The 21,653-nt window shown below is 66.8% G+C and carries 21 protein-coding genes and 1 pseudogene; 15 read left to right on the top strand and 7 right to left on the bottom strand.

What is annotated here, in order from left to right; all coding sequences use genetic code 11:
* Nucleotides 1–24: 24 nt before the first annotated feature.
* Nucleotides 25–759, bottom strand: coding sequence for a cutinase family protein (locus tag GOAMI_RS16185; protein WP_051349545.1), 735 nt, complete (start codon nt 757–759; stop codon nt 25–27).
* A 319-nt stretch (nt 760–1,078) separates the two neighbouring features.
* Between GOAMI_RS16185 and GOAMI_RS16190 the strand changes: the two genes are divergently transcribed.
* The 3 genes and pseudogenes from GOAMI_RS16190 to GOAMI_RS16200 form a co-directional block, all read left to right on the top strand.
* Entirely contained in the window at nt 1,079–1,492 is a 414-nt protein-coding gene (locus tag GOAMI_RS16190; RefSeq protein WP_006437635.1) for an SRPBCC family protein, read from the top strand.
* Between the two features lie 200 nt (nt 1,493–1,692).
* Nucleotides 1,693–2,943: a hypothetical protein gene (locus GOAMI_RS16195; protein ID WP_006437636.1), complete on the top strand. Its 1,251-nt coding sequence runs from the start codon at nt 1,693–1,695 to the stop codon at nt 2,941–2,943.
* Nucleotides 2,940–4,277 (top strand): annotated as a pseudogene (locus GOAMI_RS16200) (lipase family protein); the annotation flags it as partial. The gene GOAMI_RS16195 and the pseudogene GOAMI_RS16200, both read left to right, overlap by 4 nt.
* A gap of 21 nt (nt 4,278–4,298) precedes the next feature.
* On the opposite strand, the gene GOAMI_RS22685 reads toward GOAMI_RS16200, so the two are convergent.
* The gene (locus tag GOAMI_RS22685; protein WP_081598262.1) at nt 4,299–5,210 is read right to left on the bottom strand and encodes an alpha/beta hydrolase family protein; all 912 of its coding nucleotides are present in this window, start codon (nt 5,208–5,210) and stop codon (nt 4,299–4,301) included.
* 93 nt (nt 5,211–5,303) lie between these two features.
* Here GOAMI_RS22685 and GOAMI_RS16210 point away from each other — a divergent pair, with 93 nt between their 5' ends.
* From GOAMI_RS16210 to GOAMI_RS16220, 3 genes are all read left to right on the top strand, one after another.
* Nucleotides 5,304–5,885, top strand: coding sequence for a TetR/AcrR family transcriptional regulator (locus GOAMI_RS16210; protein ID WP_006437639.1), 582 nt, complete (start codon nt 5,304–5,306; stop codon nt 5,883–5,885).
* Nucleotides 5,886–5,966: 81 nt separating this feature from the next.
* Nucleotides 5,967–6,482 carry an alpha/beta fold hydrolase gene (locus tag GOAMI_RS16215; protein ID WP_006437640.1) on the top strand — a complete coding sequence of 172 codons (516 nt, stop codon included), beginning with the start codon at nt 5,967–5,969 and terminating at the stop codon, nt 6,480–6,482.
* Nucleotides 6,483–6,555: 73 nt separating this feature from the next.
* The gene (locus GOAMI_RS16220; protein ID WP_006437641.1) at nt 6,556–7,758 is read left to right on the top strand and encodes an MFS transporter; all 1,203 of its coding nucleotides are present in this window, start codon (nt 6,556–6,558) and stop codon (nt 7,756–7,758) included.
* Here the strand turns inward: GOAMI_RS16220 and GOAMI_RS16225 are convergent.
* The gene (locus GOAMI_RS16225; RefSeq protein ID WP_006437642.1) at nt 7,755–8,174 is read right to left on the bottom strand and encodes a DoxX family protein; all 420 of its coding nucleotides are present in this window, start codon (nt 8,172–8,174) and stop codon (nt 7,755–7,757) included. The two genes, GOAMI_RS16220 and GOAMI_RS16225, sit on opposite strands and share 4 nt — an antisense overlap.
* Nucleotides 8,175–8,454: 280 nt before the next feature.
* On the opposite strand from GOAMI_RS16225, the gene GOAMI_RS23225 reads away from it, so the two are divergent.
* The 3 genes from GOAMI_RS23225 to lon all read left to right on the top strand — a co-directional run bounded on the left by GOAMI_RS23225 (nt 8,455) and on the right by lon (nt 11,689).
* A complete protein-coding gene (locus GOAMI_RS23225; RefSeq protein ID WP_167325107.1) occupies nt 8,455–8,601 on the top strand; it encodes a hypothetical protein in 147 nt (48 codons plus the stop codon).
* Nucleotides 8,602–8,671: 70 nt separating this feature from the next.
* Complete coding sequence (locus GOAMI_RS16230) at nt 8,672–9,274, top strand: VOC family protein (protein WP_006437643.1); 603 nt, start codon at nt 8,672–8,674, stop codon at nt 9,272–9,274.
* An 87-nt stretch (nt 9,275–9,361) separates the two neighbouring features.
* Entirely contained in the window at nt 9,362–11,689 is a 2,328-nt protein-coding gene (gene lon / locus GOAMI_RS16235) for an endopeptidase La (RefSeq protein WP_006437644.1), read from the top strand.
* Nucleotides 11,690–11,743: 54 nt separating this feature from the next.
* Here the strand turns inward: lon and GOAMI_RS16240 are convergent, their stop codons facing one another.
* The 4 genes from GOAMI_RS16240 to GOAMI_RS16255 all read right to left on the bottom strand — a co-directional run bounded on the left by GOAMI_RS16240 (nt 11,744) and on the right by GOAMI_RS16255 (nt 16,208).
* Nucleotides 11,744–12,574: a DUF1353 domain-containing protein gene (locus GOAMI_RS16240; protein ID WP_006437645.1), complete on the bottom strand. Its 831-nt coding sequence runs from the start codon at nt 12,572–12,574 to the stop codon at nt 11,744–11,746.
* A 105-nt stretch (nt 12,575–12,679) separates the two neighbouring features.
* Nucleotides 12,680–13,942, bottom strand: coding sequence for a sulfotransferase (locus GOAMI_RS16245; protein WP_006437646.1), 1,263 nt, complete (start codon nt 13,940–13,942; stop codon nt 12,680–12,682).
* Nucleotides 13,942–15,024: a DUF1214 domain-containing protein gene (locus GOAMI_RS16250; RefSeq protein WP_006437647.1), complete on the bottom strand. Its 1,083-nt coding sequence runs from the start codon at nt 15,022–15,024 to the stop codon at nt 13,942–13,944. Before GOAMI_RS16250 ends, GOAMI_RS16245 begins: the two co-directional genes overlap by 1 nt.
* Complete coding sequence (locus GOAMI_RS16255; protein ID WP_210738413.1) at nt 15,021–16,208, bottom strand: hypothetical protein; 1,188 nt, start codon at nt 16,206–16,208, stop codon at nt 15,021–15,023. Before GOAMI_RS16255 ends, GOAMI_RS16250 begins: the two co-directional genes overlap by 4 nt.
* A 338-nt stretch (nt 16,209–16,546) precedes the next feature.
* On the opposite strand from GOAMI_RS16255, the gene dnaK reads away from it, so the two are divergent.
* The 6 genes from dnaK (at nt 16,547) to GOAMI_RS16285 (ending at nt 21,650) form a co-directional block, all read left to right on the top strand.
* Nucleotides 16,547–18,394, top strand: a complete 1,848-nt coding sequence (dnaK, locus tag GOAMI_RS16260) for a molecular chaperone DnaK (RefSeq protein ID WP_006437649.1) — start codon at nt 16,547–16,549, stop codon at nt 18,392–18,394.
* On the top strand, nt 18,391–19,029 hold the full coding sequence (grpE, locus tag GOAMI_RS16265; protein WP_006437650.1) for a nucleotide exchange factor GrpE: 639 nt from the start codon (nt 18,391–18,393) through the stop codon (nt 19,027–19,029). Before dnaK ends, grpE begins: the two co-directional genes overlap by 4 nt.
* A 135-nt stretch (nt 19,030–19,164) precedes the next feature.
* The gene (gene dnaJ, locus GOAMI_RS16270) at nt 19,165–20,367 is read left to right on the top strand and encodes a molecular chaperone DnaJ (RefSeq protein ID WP_006437651.1); all 1,203 of its coding nucleotides are present in this window, start codon (nt 19,165–19,167) and stop codon (nt 20,365–20,367) included.
* Between the two features lie 3 nt (nt 20,368–20,370).
* Nucleotides 20,371–20,769: a heat shock protein transcriptional repressor HspR gene (locus GOAMI_RS16275; protein ID WP_006437652.1), complete on the top strand. Its 399-nt coding sequence runs from the start codon at nt 20,371–20,373 to the stop codon at nt 20,767–20,769.
* Between the two features lie 36 nt (nt 20,770–20,805).
* Nucleotides 20,806–21,273: an SRPBCC family protein gene (locus tag GOAMI_RS16280; protein ID WP_006437653.1), complete on the top strand. Its 468-nt coding sequence runs from the start codon at nt 20,806–20,808 to the stop codon at nt 21,271–21,273.
* Between the two features lie 74 nt (nt 21,274–21,347).
* A complete protein-coding gene (locus GOAMI_RS16285; protein ID WP_006437654.1) occupies nt 21,348–21,650 on the top strand; it encodes an antibiotic biosynthesis monooxygenase family protein in 303 nt (100 codons plus the stop codon).
* Nucleotides 21,651–21,653 lie beyond the last annotated feature (3 nt).

Below are 21,653 nucleotides of genomic sequence, written 5' to 3' on the forward strand. Positions count from 1 at the left end.
GTCGATTCTTCGTGCCGCTCCGCGTCACATACGACGTGCCACGAAGCGTGCGGCGTCGAGCGTCATGCCGTTCACCGCATAGAGACTGTGGATGGCATTCGGGTAACCGACGCGAGCGCCGTCGCAGATGGTGTCACCTTCGACGCAGTATCGGGCGGTCTTGCCGCGGTACGGGGTGGAGACCCGGACCGGGGGTGCGCCGATGTCGTCGATGAAGCGGTCCGACGGAGCTCCGAAGAAGACGATCGCCGCGACATTGCGCGAGAGCGACGCAGGCAGCGGTGGCGGCACAAAACGGTCGTAGGCGGCGTACCGAGCGGGGAGGTCGAGACCGGCGTGCACCGCATATCCGGCGACGACGGCGCCCTGGGAGTAGCCGCCCAGAACGACCTTGGTGCCCGGGCAGTTGGCTGCGAGGTACTTCACGCGGTTCTGCGTGGTGCGCACACCGTCGGCGACGGTCCGGGCGAACTTCAAGCGGTTGCGGAACTGGTCGCTCGCCGGATACGGGACGCCGTAGGCGGCGACCGACTTGCCGGGGAGCTGACTCCGGACGGCCTCGACGAAGGACAGTCCGGTCACCCCCAGTGGAGGGGCGGGTTCGACGGTGCCGCGGGCGAACACCACCTCGGCGTCGGAACACCCCGGCCGGGCCTCGGCCGCCGTACTGCCTGCGATCACCGACCCCGTGACGGCAGCGATCATGGATACGGCGATGATGCCCAACCGCGTGATCATGCCGGACTTTCGCCTGGTCATTCGGGAGTCCATGTGCCCGTTCGAGTCTTCCTTGGTCGATTCACCTTGCGTCATCTGTCGGATCCTCCGTCGTCCTTCGTCTCCGCAGGGTCGTCGGCTTCGCCCTCGGCTTGATCGGTTTGCGTCGTGGTGGAAGTCAGCATGTCGGGATCGGCGTCCGGGTCGTGCTGACTCTCGGGGGCGGCCGGTCGGATGGATGGTTCATCGGTCATTCGTCCTGACTCTCATGTCGGATGACATGACGGTCGAAGAATTTTTTGTCGCAACTTTTCGACGTTCCCCCACCACAGATGCGCGAAACCCGATTTAGAGTCTGCTCATGAGGAGTCGTCATGTCAGCACGGTGATCGGCGCGTCAGCCGACGATGTGTACGAATTCGTTTCCGAACCCGACAATCTCCCCGAATGGGCCGCGGGGTTGGCGACCTCGGAGGTCGTCCGACGCGGTGACGACCTCGTGGCCGAGTCGCCGATGGGCACCGTGACGGTCCGCTTCGTTCCGCGGAACACCCTCGGGGTCGTCGACCACGACGTGATCCTCCCGAACGGCGCCACCGTGCACAATCCGCTGCGCGTGCTGCCCCATCCCGAGGGCGCGGAGGTGGTGTTCACCGTGCGGCAGTTGTCCATGTCCGACGAGGAGTTCGACCGGGACACCCTCATGGTCGAAGAGGATCTGGCCCGCCTCAAGGCGCTGTTCGAGACGCGGCCCACCAGAATGCGCTCATCCTGAGCGGAGAATGATCCGGGCAGTTCGGGCATCGTCGAATACGGTGTTGCGCTGCCCTGTTCGCCCGGCAGGGCGTGTTTCGGCGGATTCGTACGGATTTATCGATGCTGAATTGCTGTCTGACTACATCAAGGATTCGATTCACTTCGGTTATTCGAATGTGATTCGGCCGTGATGGTCGGTGCCTTGAAACGGGGGGCGTCGTGAACAAGGTCTTACGGGGGTCGGTCTGCGCGGCGGTGGCAGTGGTCGTCGCGCTCGGTTCGCTCGTCGGTGGCGGTTCGGCCTCCGCCGAATCCCTCGCGCGGTATCTGAACCTGCCGCTGGTGAATCGTGATGCGTCGCAGGGGCCGGGCGGCGTGCACCCGGCATTGCCGACCGATCCCGGCACTCTCCATCGATTGGTCGAGCAGGCCCGCGATCGCGGGCTCGCCCCGTCGTCGTATGAGGCGTTGCTGTTCCCGTACTGGCTCGTCGAGACCACGACACGTGCCGGCATCGACCTCGCATCGTGGAACCCGCGCGACGGCGTCGGCGCCAATCACCAGAACCTGTTGAAGTCCTACCGCTATTACGAGGACCTGCAACTCGCACACCGTGAACTGCAGTGGGCCGGCATGGGTGGTCTGGTCGGCGGCGACTTCGGTGGCGGCCTCCTCGATTACAAGGACGCCACCGAGATCTTCGAGTTCAGCCGCCTGCAGCCCGTCGCGCACGCGATCGTGGCTCGCGCCAACGAACTCGCGGGACCGCAGGCGGTCAACAGCCTGCCCGGTGGTCTCCGCGCCCTGGCTCGCGTGGGCGCGAAGATCACCGCCGACGACCTCCGGCAGGTCCAGGGGCAGATCCTGGTGATGCAGAAGAACATCTTCTCCGACCTGATGCCGATGCACCGGGCCTACGTCGTCGGCGGTCTGCCGGCACTCCGGGAGATGCACGAGGCGGGCATCTTCGACGACGAGATCATGCGCGCCTGGGAGGGTATCGCCTCCAAGGCTCCCGCCGCGGTCGCCGCCGGTAACGCACGGTTGCTGCAGCGCGAGCAGGGGGAGGTCATCAAGAAGCAGTGGGATGCGACCCGCAACTACAAGGGCGAGGTCGGCGAGGCCATGACCTACGGCAGCACCGTGGCCGCCGCGCCATCGGTCGCCGGAGTGATCCCGCCGCGCTCCTTCCGCCCGATGACGGTCGAGGGCCGCGCGCCCGATGGTCGTCGGGCGACAGTGACTCTGCCGTTGCCGGAGTGGAATTGGTCGGTCTACGAGGACCGGTGGATCTACATCACCGATCAGCTGCTGCCGAAGTACCGGGCACAGGTCGAGTACAGCTGGCCGGAACTGAGCGCGGCCATGAGGGCTCCGTACTTCGAGCAGATGGAAACGCACCGTCCCACCCGTAACCTGCTGCCGCTGATGCAGTCGGTTCTGACCTCGATCAAGGTGACCTACCAGTGATCTCGCCCTTCTCTCGTGCATCCCGACGGATAACACTCGCGGCAGTCCTGGCCCTGGTCGTCTCCGGCATCGGACTGGTCGGACCGGCCACCGCCGCACCGAACCGGACGCCCGGCCTCGACGAGGTGCTGAACGGTTTCGTCGTCGGCGCGCTGCGCGACGGTCGTCTCGCCAGCCCGCAGGAGGTCATCGACCCGCTCGTCGCCGGCGATCCGTTCTACGCCGAGCCGCGCCTGTCCGGTGACGAAAAGCCCGGCGACGTACTGAAAGCCAAGAAGGTCGCGGTCCAGTTCATGGGTGTGCGTCCCGGCAAGCTCGACGCCTACAAGCTGATGTACGTGACCCGGGGGCTGCACGACGAGCCCGAGATCTCGACCGGGCTCCTGATGATCCCGCGCGACGGGCGCTCCGACGCCACTCGGCCGTTGATCGGATACCAGCTGGCCAACGACAGCGTCGGCGCCTACTGCCATCCCTCCACGATGTGGACCGGCGGCGATCCGATGGACGGCGCGTCGTGGTCTGCGCTGGGCCCGCTGGCGCAGTTCTTCGGCAAGGGTTACGCGGTCATGATGAGCGATGTCGGCAACGACGGTGATCCCAAGCCGCACGGCGTCTTCGCCGGGAAGTTCGCCGGCAAGGCGCTGCTCGACGGGCTGCGAGCTGCACTGCGCCACAAGGACAACGGCCTCCCGGCCGCGTCGCCCCTCGGCGTGTTCGGCATCGCCGGCGGCGGCGTCGGCGCGGCCTTCGCCGCGGAGAACGCGAAAAAGTATGCGCCCGAACTGGATATCAAGGGCGTCGTCCTCGAGGGCATGGTCGTCGACCAGAAGAACTTCATCGCCACCGCCGACGGCTCGGTCGGTTCGGCCTTCGTCCTCGCGACGCTGCTCGGTCTCGAGCCGCGCTACCCGGAGATGAAGCTCGACGAGAAGCTCACCCCGACGGGCAAGGCCATCGCCGACGTGTTCCGCACCCAGTGCCAGACCCCGGCGTATTTCACGATGCCGTTCGTGCCGATGAGCGCGCTGTTCAAGTCCGGGGAGAATCCCGCCGAGATCGCCGACTTCCAGGCGGTGTACGACGACAACAAGCTGGGCCGCAAGTCGCCTGACGCCCCGGTGCTGATCGCCTCGTGCGTGGCCGACGACTCACCGATGTCGCTGGTCCCGGCCGCGGACTCGCGGAAGCTCGCCGCCGACTACCGCCGCGGCGGCACCAAGGTCGACTACCAGACCACCGACTGCAGCATGGTCCGGTTCCTCACCAACCTCTACGGCTGGGGCACGGATCTGTTCGGCATGCAGACCGTGGATTGGCTGGCGGAGAAGCTGGCGGGAGTAGCCGGTGAAGGGCTACTTGCCCTCGACGCTGTACGCACCCTCCGCAGCGCCGACGGCGATCTTCTCCCATTCGCCTGTGCTGAGGCCGAATACGTCCAGCAGGTAGGCGGATACGGCGTCGGCAACCAGTTCGACCCGCCGCGGGTCCTCGTCGGTGGTCTCGTGAACCGCTTCTCCGGCAATCCCTCCCAGGGTGTGCTCGCCGTCGTCGATGTAGAGCAGCCGCTTGGGTCCCGGGCTGAGGTGGTAGGCGTCGGTGAGCCACTCCGGGCCGCGGGTCGACAACGCCGAGTCATCTTTTCCGCCCGCGATGACCAGAGCCGGCGTGGACATCCGGCTGAAGTCCGGTCGCATGAACGGCAGGTGTTCGCGCGCGAAGTCGGTGAGGCTGTCGCCCGTTCCCGCGGTCGCGATGAGAGCTCCGGCACGTACTGACGAATGTGAGAAGTCTTCGCCGACACCACCACCATCGACGTCGAGGACGCGCGCTCCGAGAAGTGTGCCGACGGTCTGCCCGCCCCAGGAATGTCCGACGGCTGCAAGCTTCGATGTGTCGGCCCGGGTGTCGAGGTCATGACCGGCGGTCGAGAGGATGACGTCGAGATGATCGATGACCGCGTGAACGTCGCTGATCCGGATGCGCCAGATGTCGATGAACCGCGGGTCGTCGAATCCGATTCCGTGGCGCCGGGAGTCGAGGTGTGTGGGGTTAACGACCACGAATCCCGCAGCGGCCCAACGGTCCACGAGCGGTTCGTAACCGTCCATGGACCACGCGTTGCCGTGCGAGAACACAATGAGCGGAAGGTTGTCCCCGTCGACCGGTGCGGTGACCTTCACGGCAAGAGGGACCGGGCGGTCGGTGGTGGGCACGATGACCGGCTTGACGGCGACGATTCGACGTTCGAGCAGGGGAGTGGACATGATGGCTTCTCTCGCGAAAGGGTTGCGATAATCTTGACGGAACACTGTTCCGCCAACGTAGCGGAACAGTGTTCCGCGAGCAAGGGGTGAACTGTGTCGGAGTCGAAAACCGCACGTCAACTGGGTGCAGAACGAAGCCGTGAGGCGCTGCTGGATGCGGCTGCGGCGGCCTTCGTCGAAACCGGGGTGCAAGCGCCGGTCCGCGACATCGCCAAGCGTGCCGGTGTGGGTGTCGGCACTGTGTATCGGCACTTCCCGACGCGCGCCGACCTGGTGACCGCGGTGTACCGCCATCAGGTCGAGGAGTGCGTCGCACTGGCCGAGACGTTGATCGCCGACGACGTGCCTCCGACGGATGCGTTGTGTCGCTGGACCTCGGCGTTCACCGACTTCCTGGTCACCAAACACGGGTTGAGCGATGCTCTGAGTTCGGACGATCCGAGCCTGAACAACCTGCACGCGTTGATCTTCGACAGTCTCGTTCCGGCGTTCGCGTCGCTCGTCGAGCGGGCACAAGAGTCGGGTGAGGTCAGCAAGGACGTCAGCCCCGTGACGTTCCTGCGTGCGATCGGCAACCTCTGCATCGTTGGACCCGGCTACACCGAAGCGGATGCCAAGGCGATGGTCGGGTTGCTGTTGGCGGGTTCGGGCGCCACGACCGCCCCTGCTCCCTGAGTCGCCAGGAGCGCAACCCTGCGATGAGATCGCGCGTCTGCGCGAGTCGAACCCGGTGACGCATGAGTTCGAGGAGGATCGATGAGTCGGACACATTTGTTGTTCATCCACGGTGCTGGTGGGTTCACCGACGACCGGCCGATCGCCGCCGGCCTGGGCACAGCGCTCGATGTGCCCGTCGACATGCCCGAGTTCTCCTCCGACGACATGTCCCTGCAGGCGTGGGCCGACCCACTACGCGCATGGCTGTCGACGATGGATGCCGACGACCTGCTCGTGGCCCACTCGTTCGGGGCGTCGGTGCTGCTGCACCTGCTGGCGGAGCCGGCGTATGCCGGACCGAGACGCGCTGTCCTCCTGGCGATGCCGAACTGGGGGCCGGACGGGTGGGCCATGGAGGAGTACGACTTCGCCGGACCGCCACCGCGCCATGCCGCACTGTCCCTGCACCACTGCGTCGACGACGAAGAAGTCCCGATCGGCCACCTGGACCTCAACGCCTCGCTGCTTCCCGACGCCCAGCTCCATCGTCACGAGACCGGCGGTCACCAGTTCGTCGGACTGGTCGACGACATCGCGGCCGACGCGCGTCGCTGACGGCGACGGTTGCGCGTCAACGTTCTGACCATGACCCTGGGGAGACGGCGACCCCGGTCTCGGGAAGGCAGACATGATCGCGAACCGTTCGGCGGAAGAACCGGTCGGCATTCGCGCTGCGTCGTCGGCGGGCCGGTGGCTGATCGTCGCCGCGGTCCTGGGGTCGGGCGTCGCGGCAGCGGCTGTCGTGCCGGGCAGCCTTGCACTCATCAACGCGGAGATCGCGCCGTCGGATCGCGGTGCGGCCGTGGGTCTGTGGGCCGGGCTGTCGGGCGCGACCAGTGCGCTGGGACCGTTCGTCGGCGGATGGCTGGTCGACGCGGCGTCGTGGCGCTGGACCTTTTTCCTGAGTGTGCCGCTGGCGGTGGGTGCGCTGGTCATCTCCATTCGGCATGTGCCCGAGTCCCGCGATCCGTCCGCGCCGCGCCGGCTCGACGTCGCGGGCGCCGTGACGATGACGCTCGGTCTCGCGGGCGTCATCTACGCGCTGATCGAGGGCCCGTCGAGCGGCTGGTCCGCCGGTACGACGACCGCCGGTCTCGCGGGTGTGGCGGCTCTCGTCGCGTTCGTCGTCATCGAGACGCGGGTGCGATCGCCGTTGTTGCCGCTGAGGCTGTTTCGATCGTCGCAGTTCACCGGCGCCAACCTGACGACGCTGCTGGTGTACGCGGCCCTGGGCGGCGCACTGTTCCTGCTCGCCCTGCAACTGCAGCAGAGCCTCGGATACTCGGCGTTCGAAGCCGGCGCGGCGATGTTCCCGAGCACGTTCATCATGCTGTTTGGTTCTCCGCTGGTGGGCAGGCTGGCCCAGACCACCGGGCCGCGGCTACCGATGACCGTCGGTCCGCTGATCGCCGCGGGTGGCTTCGCGCTGATGTCGCGGGTACAGCCGGGCACCGAGTATCTGGCGTACGTGCTCCCCGGCGTCCTCCTCTTCGGGCTCGGGATGACGGTGACCGTCGCGCCCCTCACGTCGGCTGCCCTCGGTGCGGTCGACGATGCGCTGGCCGGGACCGCGTCGGGCGTGAACAACGCGGTGGCCCGCGTGGCCGGTCTGTTGGCGGTGGCGGTGTTGCCCGCGGTGGCCGGGATCGACGCCGGACCCGGCGAGCCTCTCGGTGACGGCTTCCGGACGGCGATGTACATCTGTGCAGCGGGTTGCGCCGTCGGAGGGCTCGTCGCGGCTCTGACGATCAGCTCGGGCGCCGGCTTCCGGCCGCAGGTCCGGGCCGGGATGGACACCGCTTGCCAGGATGCGTGCACCCGTCGCCGCTAGTCGGAGCGCTTCCCGGTTCCGGCCGCGATCGCCCACACCACCAGGACCGGCTGGAAGAACAGGCGCGTGAGCCGCTTCTGGTCGGTGTCGAGGCCGAAGGCGTCGATGTGCTCGACGTACTGATGGATGTTGCCGGGGAATACCGCGACGAAGAACGCCGCCACGATCCACGAGACGATCTTGCGATGACGCGGCAGCGCGATGAGGGCTGCGCCCAATGCGTTCTCCACCCCACCCGAGGCCAGGACCACGAAGTCCTTGCTGAACGGCACCCAGTCGGGGACCTGTGCCTGGAACTCGTCGCGTTGTGCGCTCAGGTGACCGATGCCGGCGATCGCCAGGATTGCTCCGAGCGCGATCCGGGCGATCGCGCGTCCCAGCGGCTGGCGGGTGCTGGTGGGGGACAGGACCGACATGCAGGCTCCTCGGATGTAGATGTGTTCGTTGCGTTCCCCGTGGTTCGTGGCCGAGGCGGCAGTCGGACTGCCCCGGAGCGAGACTCGTCGATTCGACCCGCTGACTCCGACTTCAAATTTAGTCGCGCTATCAACTAATGTGTGGTACATATGTGACCCCGGACACCGTCGTCCGGGGTATTTGTCCGCACGGAGGTCAGCCCATGCCCCTCGACTCGATGTCGGTTCGCCGACACCCGTCCATCGACCGCTTGTTCGCCACGCGACTAGGGGATCGGTCATGACGCTGAAGTCGGTGTGGGATGCGCTGAAGGCTTCCGCGGGAGTGGTCGTCACGGCGGCGGCGTTCGCCATTGGGCTGGCGGTACTGGTCGTGGCGCAGGTCGTCGTCTTCGCGGCCCGCGTGGCCGTCGACCTCCCGGGCTGAACCACCCCTGTCCGCCGATCGATCAGGAATCGAGAAGCGTGAGCAGTTCAACGCGCCATAGCGTCGAAGCATGACGAACATCAACGCACTCACCCTCGACGTTCCGGACATCAGCGCTGCGGAGGTCTTCTACGACAAGGCTTTCGGACTCGGCGATCGACTGCGGTTCCAGGCCGCTGCATCGCCAAGCCGAGGCTTTCGCGGTTTCGTGATCTCGCTCGTGGTCGCCGACCCGACGGTCGCCGATTCCCTCCTCGAACCGGCGCTCGACGCCGGCGCCACCGTGCTCAAGCCCGCCAAGAAGTCCTTCTGGGGCTACGGCGGCGTGATCCAGACGCCCGACGGCGCGATCTGGAAGGTCGCCAGCTCGTCGAAGAAGCCGACCGGTGCACCGGCCCGGGAGTTCGACGACCTGGTCCTGCTTCTCGGCGTCGACGACGTCGCAGCCACCAAGCAGTTCTACGTGGACCGGGGGTTCACGGTCGGCAAGAGCTACGGCCGCAAGTACGTCGAGTTCGAGAGCGGCCCGGACTCGGTGAAGCTCGCTCTCTACGGCCGCAAGGCCGCAGCGAAGGATGCCGGCGTCGACGCTGCGGGTTCCGGGCCGCACCGGTTGGTCATCGGCAGTGACGCCGGGCGGTTCACCGATCCGGATGGGTTCAGTTGGGAATGACTCTCCGTTCGCCCCTGGCATAAACCACGCGGGAACAAACTTCCAGCCACCTCAGTTGAGTCGATCAGACTTAACTCTGGAGGTTTCATGTCGCAGACATATTCACTGCCGGTCCTCTTCGTCCCGGACGTCGTCGTCCTGCCCGGCATGGTCGTGCCGATCCCGCTCGATGATGCAGCGCAGGCCACCGTCGACGCCGCCCGGGCGAGCGAACCCGGAAAACTGCTGGTCGCCCCACGCCTGGACGACCGGTATCCCACCTACGGGGTGATCTCCTCGATCGTGCAGGTCGGGCGTATCCCCGGCGGTGGACTGGCCGCCGTCGTCAAGGGTGAGCTGCGGGCTCAGATCGGGACCGGAACACCCGGCCACGGCGCGGCGCTGTGGGTCGATGTGACCGAGGTCGAGGACTCCGAGGTCACCGACGAGGTCCGGACTCTGGCCGGCGAGTACAAGAAGCTCGTCCTGGCGATGCTGCAGCGCCGCGAGGCGTGGCAGCTCATCGATGCGGTCAACAAGATGACCGACCCGTCGGACCTCGCCGACACCTCGGGCTACGCATCCTGGCTCACCGACGAGCAGAAGCGCGAACTCCTCGAAACACCCGACACGGCCGCGCGCCTGCGCCTGCTGATCGAGTGGACCGGCGACCATCTCGCCGAGTCCGAGGTCAGCGAGAAGATCGCCGAGGACGTCCGTGCGGGAATGGACAAGCAGGAGAAGGAGTTCCTCCTTCGTCAGCAGCTCGCCGCCATCCGGAAGGAACTCGGCGAGGACGAACCCGAGGGCGCCGACGACTACCGGTCGCGCATCGACGACGCCGACCTGCCCGAGAAGGTGCGCGAAGCCGCACTCCGGGAGGTGGGCAAGCTCGAACGCGCCAGCGACCAGTCGCCGGAGACCGGGTGGATCCGCACCTGGCTCGACACCGTCCTCGACCTGCCGTGGAACACCCGCACCGAGGATTCCACGGACATCAAGGGGGCCCGCGAGATCCTGGATGCCGACCACCACGGCCTCGACGACGTGAAGGACCGCATCGTCGAGTACCTCGCGGTGCGAGCTCGACGTGCCGAACGCGGCCTGCAGGTCGTCGGCGGACGTGGATCGGGTGCCGTCATGGTGCTGGCCGGTCCGCCCGGCGTCGGCAAGACGTCGCTGGGCGAGAGTGTCGCCCGGGCGCTGGGCCGCAAGTTCGTGCGCGTCGCCCTCGGCGGTGTGCGCGACGAGTCGGAGATCCGCGGGCACCGGCGTACCTACGTCGGTGCGTTGCCCGGCCGTATCGTGCGTGCCATCGGCGAGGCGGGATCGATGAATCCCGTTGTGCTGCTGGACGAGATCGACAAGGTCGGCTCGGACTACCGGGGTGACCCGGCCGCGGCGCTGCTCGAGGTCCTCGACCCCGCGCAGAACCACACCTTCCGCGACCACTACCTGGACCTCGATTTCGACCTGTCCGACGTCCTGTTCCTCGCGACCGCCAACGTCATCGAGAACATCCCGTCGGCTCTGCTCGACCGCATGGAACTGGTCACCCTCGACGGCTACACCGAGGACGACAAGGTTGCCATCGCCCGCGACTATCTGCTGCCGAGGCAGGCCGAGCGTGCGGCACTCACCACCGACGAGGTGACCGTCACCGACGCGGCGCTCCGCGAGATCGCGGCGAACTACACCCGGGAACCCGGTGTGCGACAGTTCGAACGGCTTCTCGCGAAGGCGCTGCGCAAGGCGGCGACCAACCTCGCGCAAGGTAAGGCGAGCGCACCGGTCACCATCGACGAGCCGGACCTGCGCGACTACCTCGGCCGTCCCCGGTTCACCCCGGAATCGGCCGAACGAACCGCAGTCCCCGGTGTCGCAACGGGTCTCGCCGTCACGGGGATGGGTGGTGATGTCCTCTTCATCGAGGTCAACGCCACCGACGGCGACCCCGGACTGAAGCTGACCGGCCAGCTCGGCGACGTGATGAAGGAGTCGGCACAGATCGCGCTGTCGTATGTGCGGGCGCACGCGGAGCAGCTCGGCGTCGACCCGGAGTTGCTCAACAAGACCATCCACGTGCACGTTCCGGCCGGAGCGGTGCCCAAGGACGGTCCGAGTGCGGGCGTCACCATGGTCACCGCCCTGGTGTCGATGGCGACGGGTCGACGGGTGCGTGCCGAGGTCGGCATGACCGGTGAGGTCACGCTGAACGGGCGCGTCCTGCCGATCGGCGGCGTCAAGCAGAAGCTGCTCGCCGCGCAACGCAACGGGCTGAAGACCGTCTTCATCCCGCAGCGCAACGAACCCGACCTCGACGACGTGCCGGCCGAGGTCCTCGACGCCCTCGACGTGCGTCCGATGACCGATGTCGCCGAGATCGTCGCGCAGGCACTGGAACCCGCAGCGGGGAAACAGGTCAGCGCGGCCTGACATACACGAGCGGGGCATCGTCCGATTTCAACCGGGCGGTGCCCCGCTGTCGTGTCATCGCAATCCCACAGCGCGTGCGATCCGCTCCAAGGCGCTGTACACAATCCAGGCGAGACTGGTCATGGCAGCAGCAGGCACGAGCCACAACGCGCCGACCGCGGCGATGAGGCTGGCGGCCCACTGCCGCCCCCACAGGGGTGCGGCGACGAAGATCATCAGCAGTGCCACCACGAGCGACCACGCCGGTGACGACACCGGCCACGGCCAGTCGAACAGGAGCGCACCGACGGAGCCGACCGTCGCAGTGATCCCGACGACGCTGAGCAACAGCCACAACACGATGCTCCAGCGTCGGTAACCGCCTGCAACCCAACGGGTGCGGAGTGCCACTGCGGACCACATGAGCCAGCGCTTCAGCCAGGGGACCCCGGATGTCCGCATCATCTCCCGGAAGAAGCGGTCGGAGAGCGTGTCACTCTTCAGCGCGCCGGAGTTGACCGCGTCGCTGATGAGCTCGTCATGGATCATCGCGGCGAGCGTGTGCCGCCCGTACGAGTCCTCGAACCACCGCATGAAGCGCGGGACCGACGCCAGATCCGTGGGATTGTCCTCACGTGGGACGAAAGTCCGCGCGTCGTCAACTGCCGCGCGTGCCTGAGCGTCACTCATCCCGCTGCGGACCAGTCGCGTCGACAGGTCCTTCTCGACATCCGGGTCCGAGTAGCGAAAGGTGTTGAGTACGACGAACTGCCGATCGTCGACCTGGATCACCTGGACGCTGCCCTTACCCGTGGGATCGTCGACTACGAAGCCCGAATGTGGCGCCACCCGCCACGGCACCCACCGGACATCCGTCTCGGCCTCTGCCGACGTGGCATCGCCCATCTCGACCTCCCGAGTCCGACACCGCGACGGTAACCCCGCTCGAGGATGTGCGGGCGAGAAATCGGCTCGTCGGATACACAAGTGCAACCGGTCGTCGTCCTGCCCTCAGGACACCGGGTGTGACGTCCACTCGGCGACGACGTCGGTGTAGAACGCCATCCGTTCGCGCAAGGCGCCGGGGTCGATCCCGAATTCCTCGGGACCGTAACGATGTCTGCCCTTGCCGTGCCGCGGTTGCTCGGCGTTGTGCGCGATGAGCATCGACGAGATGTCGGGGGGTTCGACATCGGCCGCGGCATAGACCCGGCCGACGGTCTCCTTGGGTCGGGACACCAGGTCCTGGTAGTCGATGTCGAGGACGGTCGCCGACGCGGCGGCGGGTGAGTCGCGAAATTCGAGTGCCCGCCGGAACCACAACTCGGACTGCTCGATCTGGAACCGTCCGACGTCGTGCCCGTCGACGCCATCGCTGTAGGTGGAACGGTACGTCGCGAACAGGCTCGCCCCCGAGGCCACGGTTTCTACGATGTCGCGGTGCAGCTGCACGATGCAGACGCCGGGATAGGTCTGTGCGAGGTGGGTCAGTTCCGGGGTGTGGGCCGGCGCCTTGAGCAGCCAGCGGCGTCGGGAACCGTCGTCGAGGATCTGCAGCATCGTGCGGTGCGCCGCGTACTCGCCGGCGAAGTCCTGGCCGGCCAGCCAGCGCGAGTAGCTGTCGAGGCGCATCGTCGAGCTGAACGCCCAGTTGCGCATGGTCGTGCCCATTCCGAGCACGCACTCTTCGGGCAGTGCCGGCCCGGAATCGTGGACCGCGGCCATCGCCGGATTCAGCATGTGTAGTGGATTGGGCTCGGCGGCCTGGGTTTCGATCAGCTGCTCGCGCTCGTACGTCGACAGCTGTGCAACCCGCCAGGGGGCGTACAACTCCACCGGGCGTGGCGCGCGGAGACGGGGATCGCGGGCCATCAGCCGATACAGGAACGTCGTTCCGGTGCGCCAGCCCCCGATGATCACGATCGGCGGGAGCACATCACGCTCACTCACCGAGGGGTTCTCCCGCAGGGTCTTGTCGAAGATGGAGCGCGCCCGCAGCTTTCCGATCACCGCGTCCTGTGCATTCCGGACGCCGACGGCGTTCAACCGTCCGTCCTCGCCGGCCGATTCCAGGTACTGCTCCAGGCCGGGACGCCACTGCGCCGGCTCGCCCAGACCCTCGACCCCGTGCTTCGCGGTGGCCCGTTCGACGATCGCGTCGACCGCGCCGACGCCCAGCCGATATCGATCGGGTCGTGCAGCGCGATCGGCTTCCGCTGCCGCGTAGATGTTCTCGGCGACCGCTGTGCGCGGTGGCGGCGTCCAGGCGACCATCATTCACCTCGCAGTTCGTGGAGCTGCACCATCCGCGCCGAGGGCAGGGGAGGGGTGTCCGTCGGTTGGAGAAAACGCATGACGACGATGCCGAAGTCCCGTCCCTCGGAATCGATCCAGTCTCCGACACCGGGATCTTCGGCCGCGACGACGAAACGGTAGCGACCGTCGACCACCGTGGCGGTGGCACCGGTGTACGACACCGGCCGGTACCGGAAGTCGAGGGAGTTCAGGAATCGGCTGTAGGCCAGGATGTTCCAGTACCGGCACTCGACGGTGTCGCCCTCGAGGAGCAGTGCCTGATCCGGTTGGAGCTGCCATCCGCCGCGGACGTAGTGGATGCCCGGTTCGGTGAACACCGCGCCCCCGGCCATCTCCGACCAGTGCCGCAGGGTGTTGGGCGGATCGAGATCGTCCTTCGTCGAGATCTCGAAGATCGTCGGCAGCATGGACGTCGTGGCCGCCAACGTGCCCAGCGCAGAAGTGAACCTGTCCGGATCGATCGACGGCGGAACCGGCGGTTCGACCACCGGTTCGATACTGCACCAGCCCAATTCGTTGTGTGCGACATCGTCGTGGAAGAACCTGACCCAGATCGCCCCGGAGCGTTCCGGGAGGTCCAGCCAGTCCCCGGCACCCGGCGCGGTACCGCCGACCAGGATCTCGAAGCCGCCGTCGTCGTCGAATCCGATGGCGTCGCTGTCGATGCGGGCTGTCGCCTCCGAGCCGATGCCGCCGGTCCGCTTGTAGACGGTCACCGACAGATACGACGCATCCCCGCGGTTCCCGCGGATGCGGTAGGTGCGGTCACCCCGGACCTCGGTGACCCAGTACCGGAAGTCGGGATTGTCCATCAGGAACTTGTGGCGCCACCCGTTGAACGGCACGAGTTCGGGACGTTCACGGTCGATCTCCAAGCGCGACAACTGATTCGACAGCGCGCGGACCAGTGCACGGAAACCGTCCGCCTGCTCGGCCGGATCGAGGTCGGCGGTGTCGGCCGCGAGCTTGTCGCCGGCGGTCCGGAGTGCGTCGATCAGGCCGTTCCACGCGGCGACCTCCGGCCGCGCGTCGCCGCTCACGGGAGTCGGACCCGGTCGTCGTGCCGGTAGTGAGGGCCCACGTCGTCGACGAGGATGCCCGGCTCGGCCTCGACCACCGCCGGGACGGCATCGAGCACGGCCCGCACCGACGCCGTCGTGATCGGGTTGGTGTGCCCGGACCCGATGCCGAACTCGAGTTGTGTCCGCATCTCGGCCGGTTCGCCGCTGATGACCAGTGTGTACGCGATCGGGCTGGTGAACCCGCCGAACGGCAGGTCGTCGCCCCGGTACACGAGTTCGGCGCCGGGAGCGGAGCGAGCGGGCCGAGTGGGTACCGAAGCGAGATACCAGCATTCCTCGTTCGTGAAGAAGTGGTCGTCGCCGAGGTAGCCGCGATGAGTCAGATGCAGGGCCGCCGCGGTGCCCTTCCTGATGGTCGTCGCGCCGACCTGGGCGTCACGTTCGGCGGGCAGTCCGCGCAGCGAGGTCTCGACCCTGACCTCGGCACTGTCCGCGCCGTACAACGCGTGCGCGACGTTGCCGGTGAGGTCGCCGTAGTAGATGTCGCCGCCGCGTGCGACCGGGGATTCGGCACTGAGGGAGTCCGGGTCGGCGCCGAAACCCAGTGCTTCCAGGCCGCCCCACATGGATCCGGCCCGGGAGAAGTCGACGGCCTCCACCGATCGCACATGACTCACCGACGACATCGCCTTGGCCATCGTCATCGCGACGCGTTCGACGATGAACGTCGGATGGACACCGGTCCCGTGCAGGGTGGCGCCGCCGGTGCGGCACGCCTCGAGCATGCGCTGCGGGGACTTGCGGAAGGGGCTGAGCCAGTTCGGCATCGACACGTTGTGATAGGCGGCGGTCGCCACGACGTTCTTCCCGGACTCGAGCAGATCGATGACGTCGTCGTCGAGCCCCTTGATCACCGCGGCCGGTGCCGGGGTGAGGACGACGCAGTCCACGTCGAGCTCTTTGAAGGCCTCGCGATCTCTGGTGGCGGCGATCCCGATCGGATCGGTGCGCACCAGCTCTCCGATGTCCTTGCCGTCCTTCTTCGGGTTGTGCACCAGCGCACCGACGACCTCGAACGCCGGGTCGGCGACCGCGGCGCGGATGACCGCGCCGCCGACTTCGCCGGGACCCCACACGGCGATCCGATAGGGACGTGTGGGAGCGGAGCCGGGTTCGGCGGTCGCCGGTCGGGGCAGCGTCATGTGCGGGTCCTCGGAGTCGTCGAAGTGGAATCGCTTGCTTCCTGTTGAAATCTGCACGGTGGTGGCCGGTGTGTCAAGGACCACACGGCTTGAGCGAAATCCGCTCAACTTTTCCCGGTGGCGCGGGAACAAACCCCGTGGGACCCCCGTTACACACTTCGAGAAACCTGAGCGATCCAGACTCAAGTAGGTTTGACTCACGGCTCCGGATTCAGTAGGACATGAGTCGGACGCACTGAAGTCCACCTCGCGCAGGGTTCGGACATCATCCCCGCGTCTCCGGCCGCGGGGGGCACAAGGACTTGGGTGCACACCCACAAACTAGGAGGAAGCCAAACATGTCTCGTGCTGTTGGAATCGACCTCGGCACCACCAACTCCGTGGTTGCGGTGCTCGAGGGTGGCGAAGCTTCGGTCATCGCCAACGCCGAGGGCTCGCGGACCACGCCGTCCGTGGTCGCCTTCGCTCGTAACGGAGAAGTACTCGTCGGTCAGCCGGCCAAGAACCAGGCGGTCACCAATGTCGACCGCACCATCCGCTCGGTCAAGCGCCACATGGGTGAGGGCAACTGGACGATCGAGATCGACGACAAGAAGTACACCCCGCAGGAGATCAGCGCGCGCACGCTCATGAAGCTCAAGCGCGACGCCGAGGCGTACCTCGGTGAAGACGTCACCGACGCCGTGATCACCGTGCCCGCATACTTCAACGACGCCCAGCGTCAGGCCACCAAGGAAGCCGGCCAGATCGCCGGCCTCAACGTGCTCCGCATCGTCAACGAGCCCACCGCGGCCGCGCTGGCGTACGGACTCGACAAGGGTGAGAAGGAACAGACCATCCTGGTCTTCGACCTCGGTGGCGGCACCTTCGACGTCTCGCTGCTCGAGATCGGCGACGGAGTGGTCGAGGTCCGCGCGACCTCCGGTGACAACCACCTGGGTGGTGACGACTGGGATCAGCGCGTCGTCGACTGGCTTGTCGAGAAGTTCAAGTCCACCTCGGGCATCGACCTGACCAAGGACAAGATGGCTCTGCAGCGTCTGCGTGAGGCTGCCGAGAAGGCGAAGATCGAGCTGTCGAGTTCGCAGAGCACCTCGATCAACCTGCCCTACATCACCGTCGACGCCGACAAGAACCCGCTGTTCCTCGACGAACAGCTCTCGCGCAGCGAGTTCCAGAAGATCACCTCTGATCTGCTCGAGCGCACCCGCGCACCGTTCCAGGCCGTCATCAAGGATGCGGGCATCTCCGTCGGCGACATCGACCATGTCGTGCTCGTCGGTGGCTCGACCCGTATGCCGGCCGTCACCGACCTGGTGAAGGAACTCACCGGTGGCCGCGAGCCCAACAAGGGTGTCAACCCGGACGAGGTCGTCGCCGTCGGCGCCGCCCTGCAGGCCGGTGTTCTCCGCGGTGAGGTCAAGGACGTGCTGCTGCTCGACGTCACCCCGCTGTCCCTCGGCATCGAGACCAAGGGTGGCGTGATGCACAAGCTGATCGAGCGCAACACCACCATCCCGACCAAGCGGTCGGAGACCTACACGACGGCCGAGGACAACCAGCCGTCGGTGCAGATCCAGGTGTACCAGGGTGAGCGCGAGATCGCCTCGCACAACAAGCTGCTCGGCAGCTTCGAGCTGGGCGGCATCGCTCCTGCGCCGCAGGGTGTCCCGCAGATCGAGGTGACCTTCGACATCGACGCCAACGGCATCGTGCACGTCACCGCGAAGGACAAGGGCACCGGCAAGGAGAACTCGATCCGCATCCAGGAGGGTTCCGGCCTGAGCAAGGACGAGATCGACCGCATGATCAAGGACGCGGAGGCTCACGCCGACGAGGATCGCAAGCGTCGCGAGGAGGCCGAGACCCGCAACCAGGCGGAGTCGCTGGTCCACCAGACCGAGAAGTTCCTCAAGGACAACGAGGACAAGGTCCCGGCCGACGTGAAGGAAAAGGTCGAGGCTGCGGTCGCCGACGCGAAGGAAGCGCTGAAGGGCACCGACTCGGCCGCGATCAAGACCGCGATCGAGAAGCTGTCGGAGGAGTCGCAGGCTCTCGGCCAGGCGATCTACGCCAACGCCGCTGCGGAATCCCCCAACGGTGAAGCCGGCGCAGCCGCCGACACCGAGTCCGATGTCGTCGACGCCGAGGTCGTGGACGACGCCGACGCCAAGGAGAACAAGTGACCGCAGGATCCCATTCGACGAATGGGTCCGGCGAGGAGCCGGTGACGGTGACCGACCGTCGTCGCATCGACCCGGAAACGGGTGAGGTGCGCGACGAGCCGGCCGCCGGCCCCGGCCCGGCCGGCCCCGGCCCGGCCGACGCCGAACCCGTCGTGGACGAGTCCGACAACGAACAGCCGGCCGATGCGACGTCGCCAGATGCGCGGGTCGCCGAACTGACGGCGGATCTGCAGCGGGAACGTGCGCAGTTCGCCAACTTCCGGCGACGTGCGGCCGAGGAGAAGCAGGGATCGGTTGCCTACGGCAAGCAGATCCTGATCGACAAGCTCCTGCCGGTTCTCGACGACCTCGACCGTGCCCGTGAGCATGGCGATCTCGAGAGCGGTCCGCTGCGGGCCGTCGCCGACAAACTGGCCGGTGTGCTGAACACCGAGGGCCTCGAGGCCTTCGGTGCCGCGGGTGACGAGTTCAACCCTGAACTCCACGAGGCGGTTCAGCACGACGGCACCGGCGACCACCCCGTCATCGGCGCGGTGTATCGCTGCGGTTACCGGCTGGGCGAGAAGGTGATCCGTACCGCCATGGTGACGGTCACCGATCCCGAGCCCGCCGGCGACCCGACCGGTGCACAATAGATCGACCGTCTGTGGCCCTGGGGTGCGAGGAGCGAGAGCACGCGCCTCGCACCTCAGGGCTCTCTGGCGAGAGTACGAACACAAACTGAAACACCTATCCAGACAACAAAAAGACTTTTGAGGAGGTGACGTCTGGTGGCTCCACAACGTGAGTGGTTGGAACACGACTTCTACAAGGACCTGGGCGTTGCTTCTGACGCTTCGGCTGAAGAGATCAAGAAGGCCTATCGCAAGCTCGCACGCGAGCTGCATCCGGATGCCAATCCCGGCGATTCCGCGGCCGAAGAGCGCTTCAAGCGGGTGTCCGAAGCCCACAGCGTGCTCAGTGATCCCGAGAAGCGCAAAGAGTACGACGAGACCCGGGCCATGTTCGCCGGCGGACGATTCCGCGGAGGCGGCAACGGATTCCCGGGTGGCTTCCCCGGCGGCGGTACGACCTACACGACCGGTGGCAACGACTTCGATCTCGGTGACCTGTTCGGCGGTGCCCAGACCGGCGGGGGAGGCGCCGGCGGTTTCGGGGACCTGTTCGAGGGTCTCTTCAACCGTGGCGGCGGAACCCAGCGCACGTCGACGGCCAGCCGTCCACGTCGCGGTAAGGATCTCGAGACCGAGACCACGCTGTCCTTCAAGGACGCGGCCCTCGGTACGACGGTCCCGCTGCGGGTGACCAGCCCGTCCCCGTGTACGACCTGCCACGGTTCGGGTGCCAAGCCGGGCACCAGCCCGCGAGTGTGCCCCAACTGCAACGGTTCCGGTTTCGTCAGCCGAAACCAGGGCGCGTTCGGGTTCAGTGAACCCTGCCAGGACTGCCAGGGCACCGGTTCGCGGATCGACGACCCGTGCGGCGACTGCTCCGGCAGCGGCGTGAAGAATCGGACGCGCACCATCAACGTGCGCATTCCGGCGGGAGTCGAAGACGGTCAACGGATTCGGCTTGCCGGACAGGGTGAGGCCGGACGCCGCGGAGCGCCGTCGGGCGACCTGTACGTCGTCGTGCACGTGACCCCGCACAAGCAGTTCACGCGCAGCGGCAACGACCTTCGCGTGCAGTTGCCGGTGCGGATCTCCGAACTCGTTCTCGGCGCGACGGTCTCGGTACCGACCCTCGAGGGTTCGGTCGGGGTCAAGATCCCACCGAACACGACCGACGGCCGGACGCTCCGCGTGCGTGGCCGCGGCGTCCCCAAGCGGTCCGGCGGAGCAGGCGACCTGCTCGTCACCGTCAAGGTCGCGGTGCCGGACAAGCTCGACGACGCCGCGATCGAGGCGATGCGTGCCTACGATCAGGCCGAGCGGGCAAGCGGATTCGATCCTCGGGCGAACTGGGGGAGATGAGTGATGGCCGGCCACAAGAACTTCGACGCCGATGGCGCGACCTTCATGATCTCGGTGGCCGCCGAGCTCGCCGGATTGCACGCCCAGACCCTGCGCACCTATGACCGTCTGGGTCTGGTCACCCCGCAGCGGACGAGTGGGGGCGGACGCCGTTACTCCTCCCGCGACGTCGAACTCCTGCGAGAGATCCAGCGTCTCTCGCAGGAAGAAGGCGTCAATCTCGCAGGTATCAAACGGATCATCGATCTGAGCAATCAGGTCGAGGCGCTCCAGCAGCGTATCCGTGAGCTCTCCGACGAGGTTGCCGCGTCGCGGAACCGTCGCGGCGGCGAGTTGGTCCCGGTGCCCCGGACCAATGCGCTGGTCGTGTGGCAGCCGCGGCGCAAGCGTTCCGTCGACTGAGCGAACCGACCGGCAGGGCCCGCGTACGTTGGATGTATGGCATCCGACACCGTTACCACCGTTGACACGGGCCCGCACCGCGTCTCCCGGCGCATCGTCGTCGATGCGCCGGTCGCCGACGTCTTCGCCCTCGTCGTCAACCCGCACCGGCATCACGAACTCGACGGTTCGGGCACGGTGCGCGACACACCCGTCAAGGGGCCGGAGAAGCTCACCCCCGGCGCGCGATTCAGTGTGGGGATGAAGCAGTTCGGCGTCCCGTACACCATCACGTCCACCGCGACCGACGTCGAGACCGACAAGGTCGTCGAATGGAAGCACCCCATGGGCCATCGCTGGCGCTGGGAACTGGTGTCCACGTCGCCGACGACCACACAGGTCACGGAGACCTTCGATTACTCGACGCTCAAGATCCCGAAGATCATGGAACTGATCGGGTACGACAAGAAGAACGGTCACGGCATCGAGGGCACGCTGCGCGCGCTCGCGAAGCGATTCGGCTGACCTTGCCGCCCTCTTGCCGACACGGTGTCGGTAAGATGGCGGCGACCATCAGACCCGAGTCCAGGAGTCGACGAATGTTCGTGATCACCAACCGCATCGATGTCACCGAGAATGCCGAGGCATTCGAGAAAGCGTTCTCGGAGTCGATGCGCAGCACGCTGAAGGGCGTCCCGGGCCTGCAGCGCGCGACACTGATGCGCCCGGAGGCCGACGGCCTGCCTTACGTGTCCACGATGGAATTCGACGCCAGGGAGGACTTCCTGGCGTGGCTGAAGTCGGACTCGTTCCGTGCGTCGCACTCCGACAAGCAGGCGCCGGGGATGCAGGCTCCCTCGGCCGTCGAACAGCACACCCTGATCGAGACATTCACCGCCTGATCA

The sequence above is a fragment of the Gordonia amicalis NBRC 100051 = JCM 11271 genome, from assembly GCF_000332995.1.
Classification (GTDB): Bacteria; Actinomycetota; Actinomycetes; order Mycobacteriales; family Mycobacteriaceae; genus Gordonia; species Gordonia amicalis.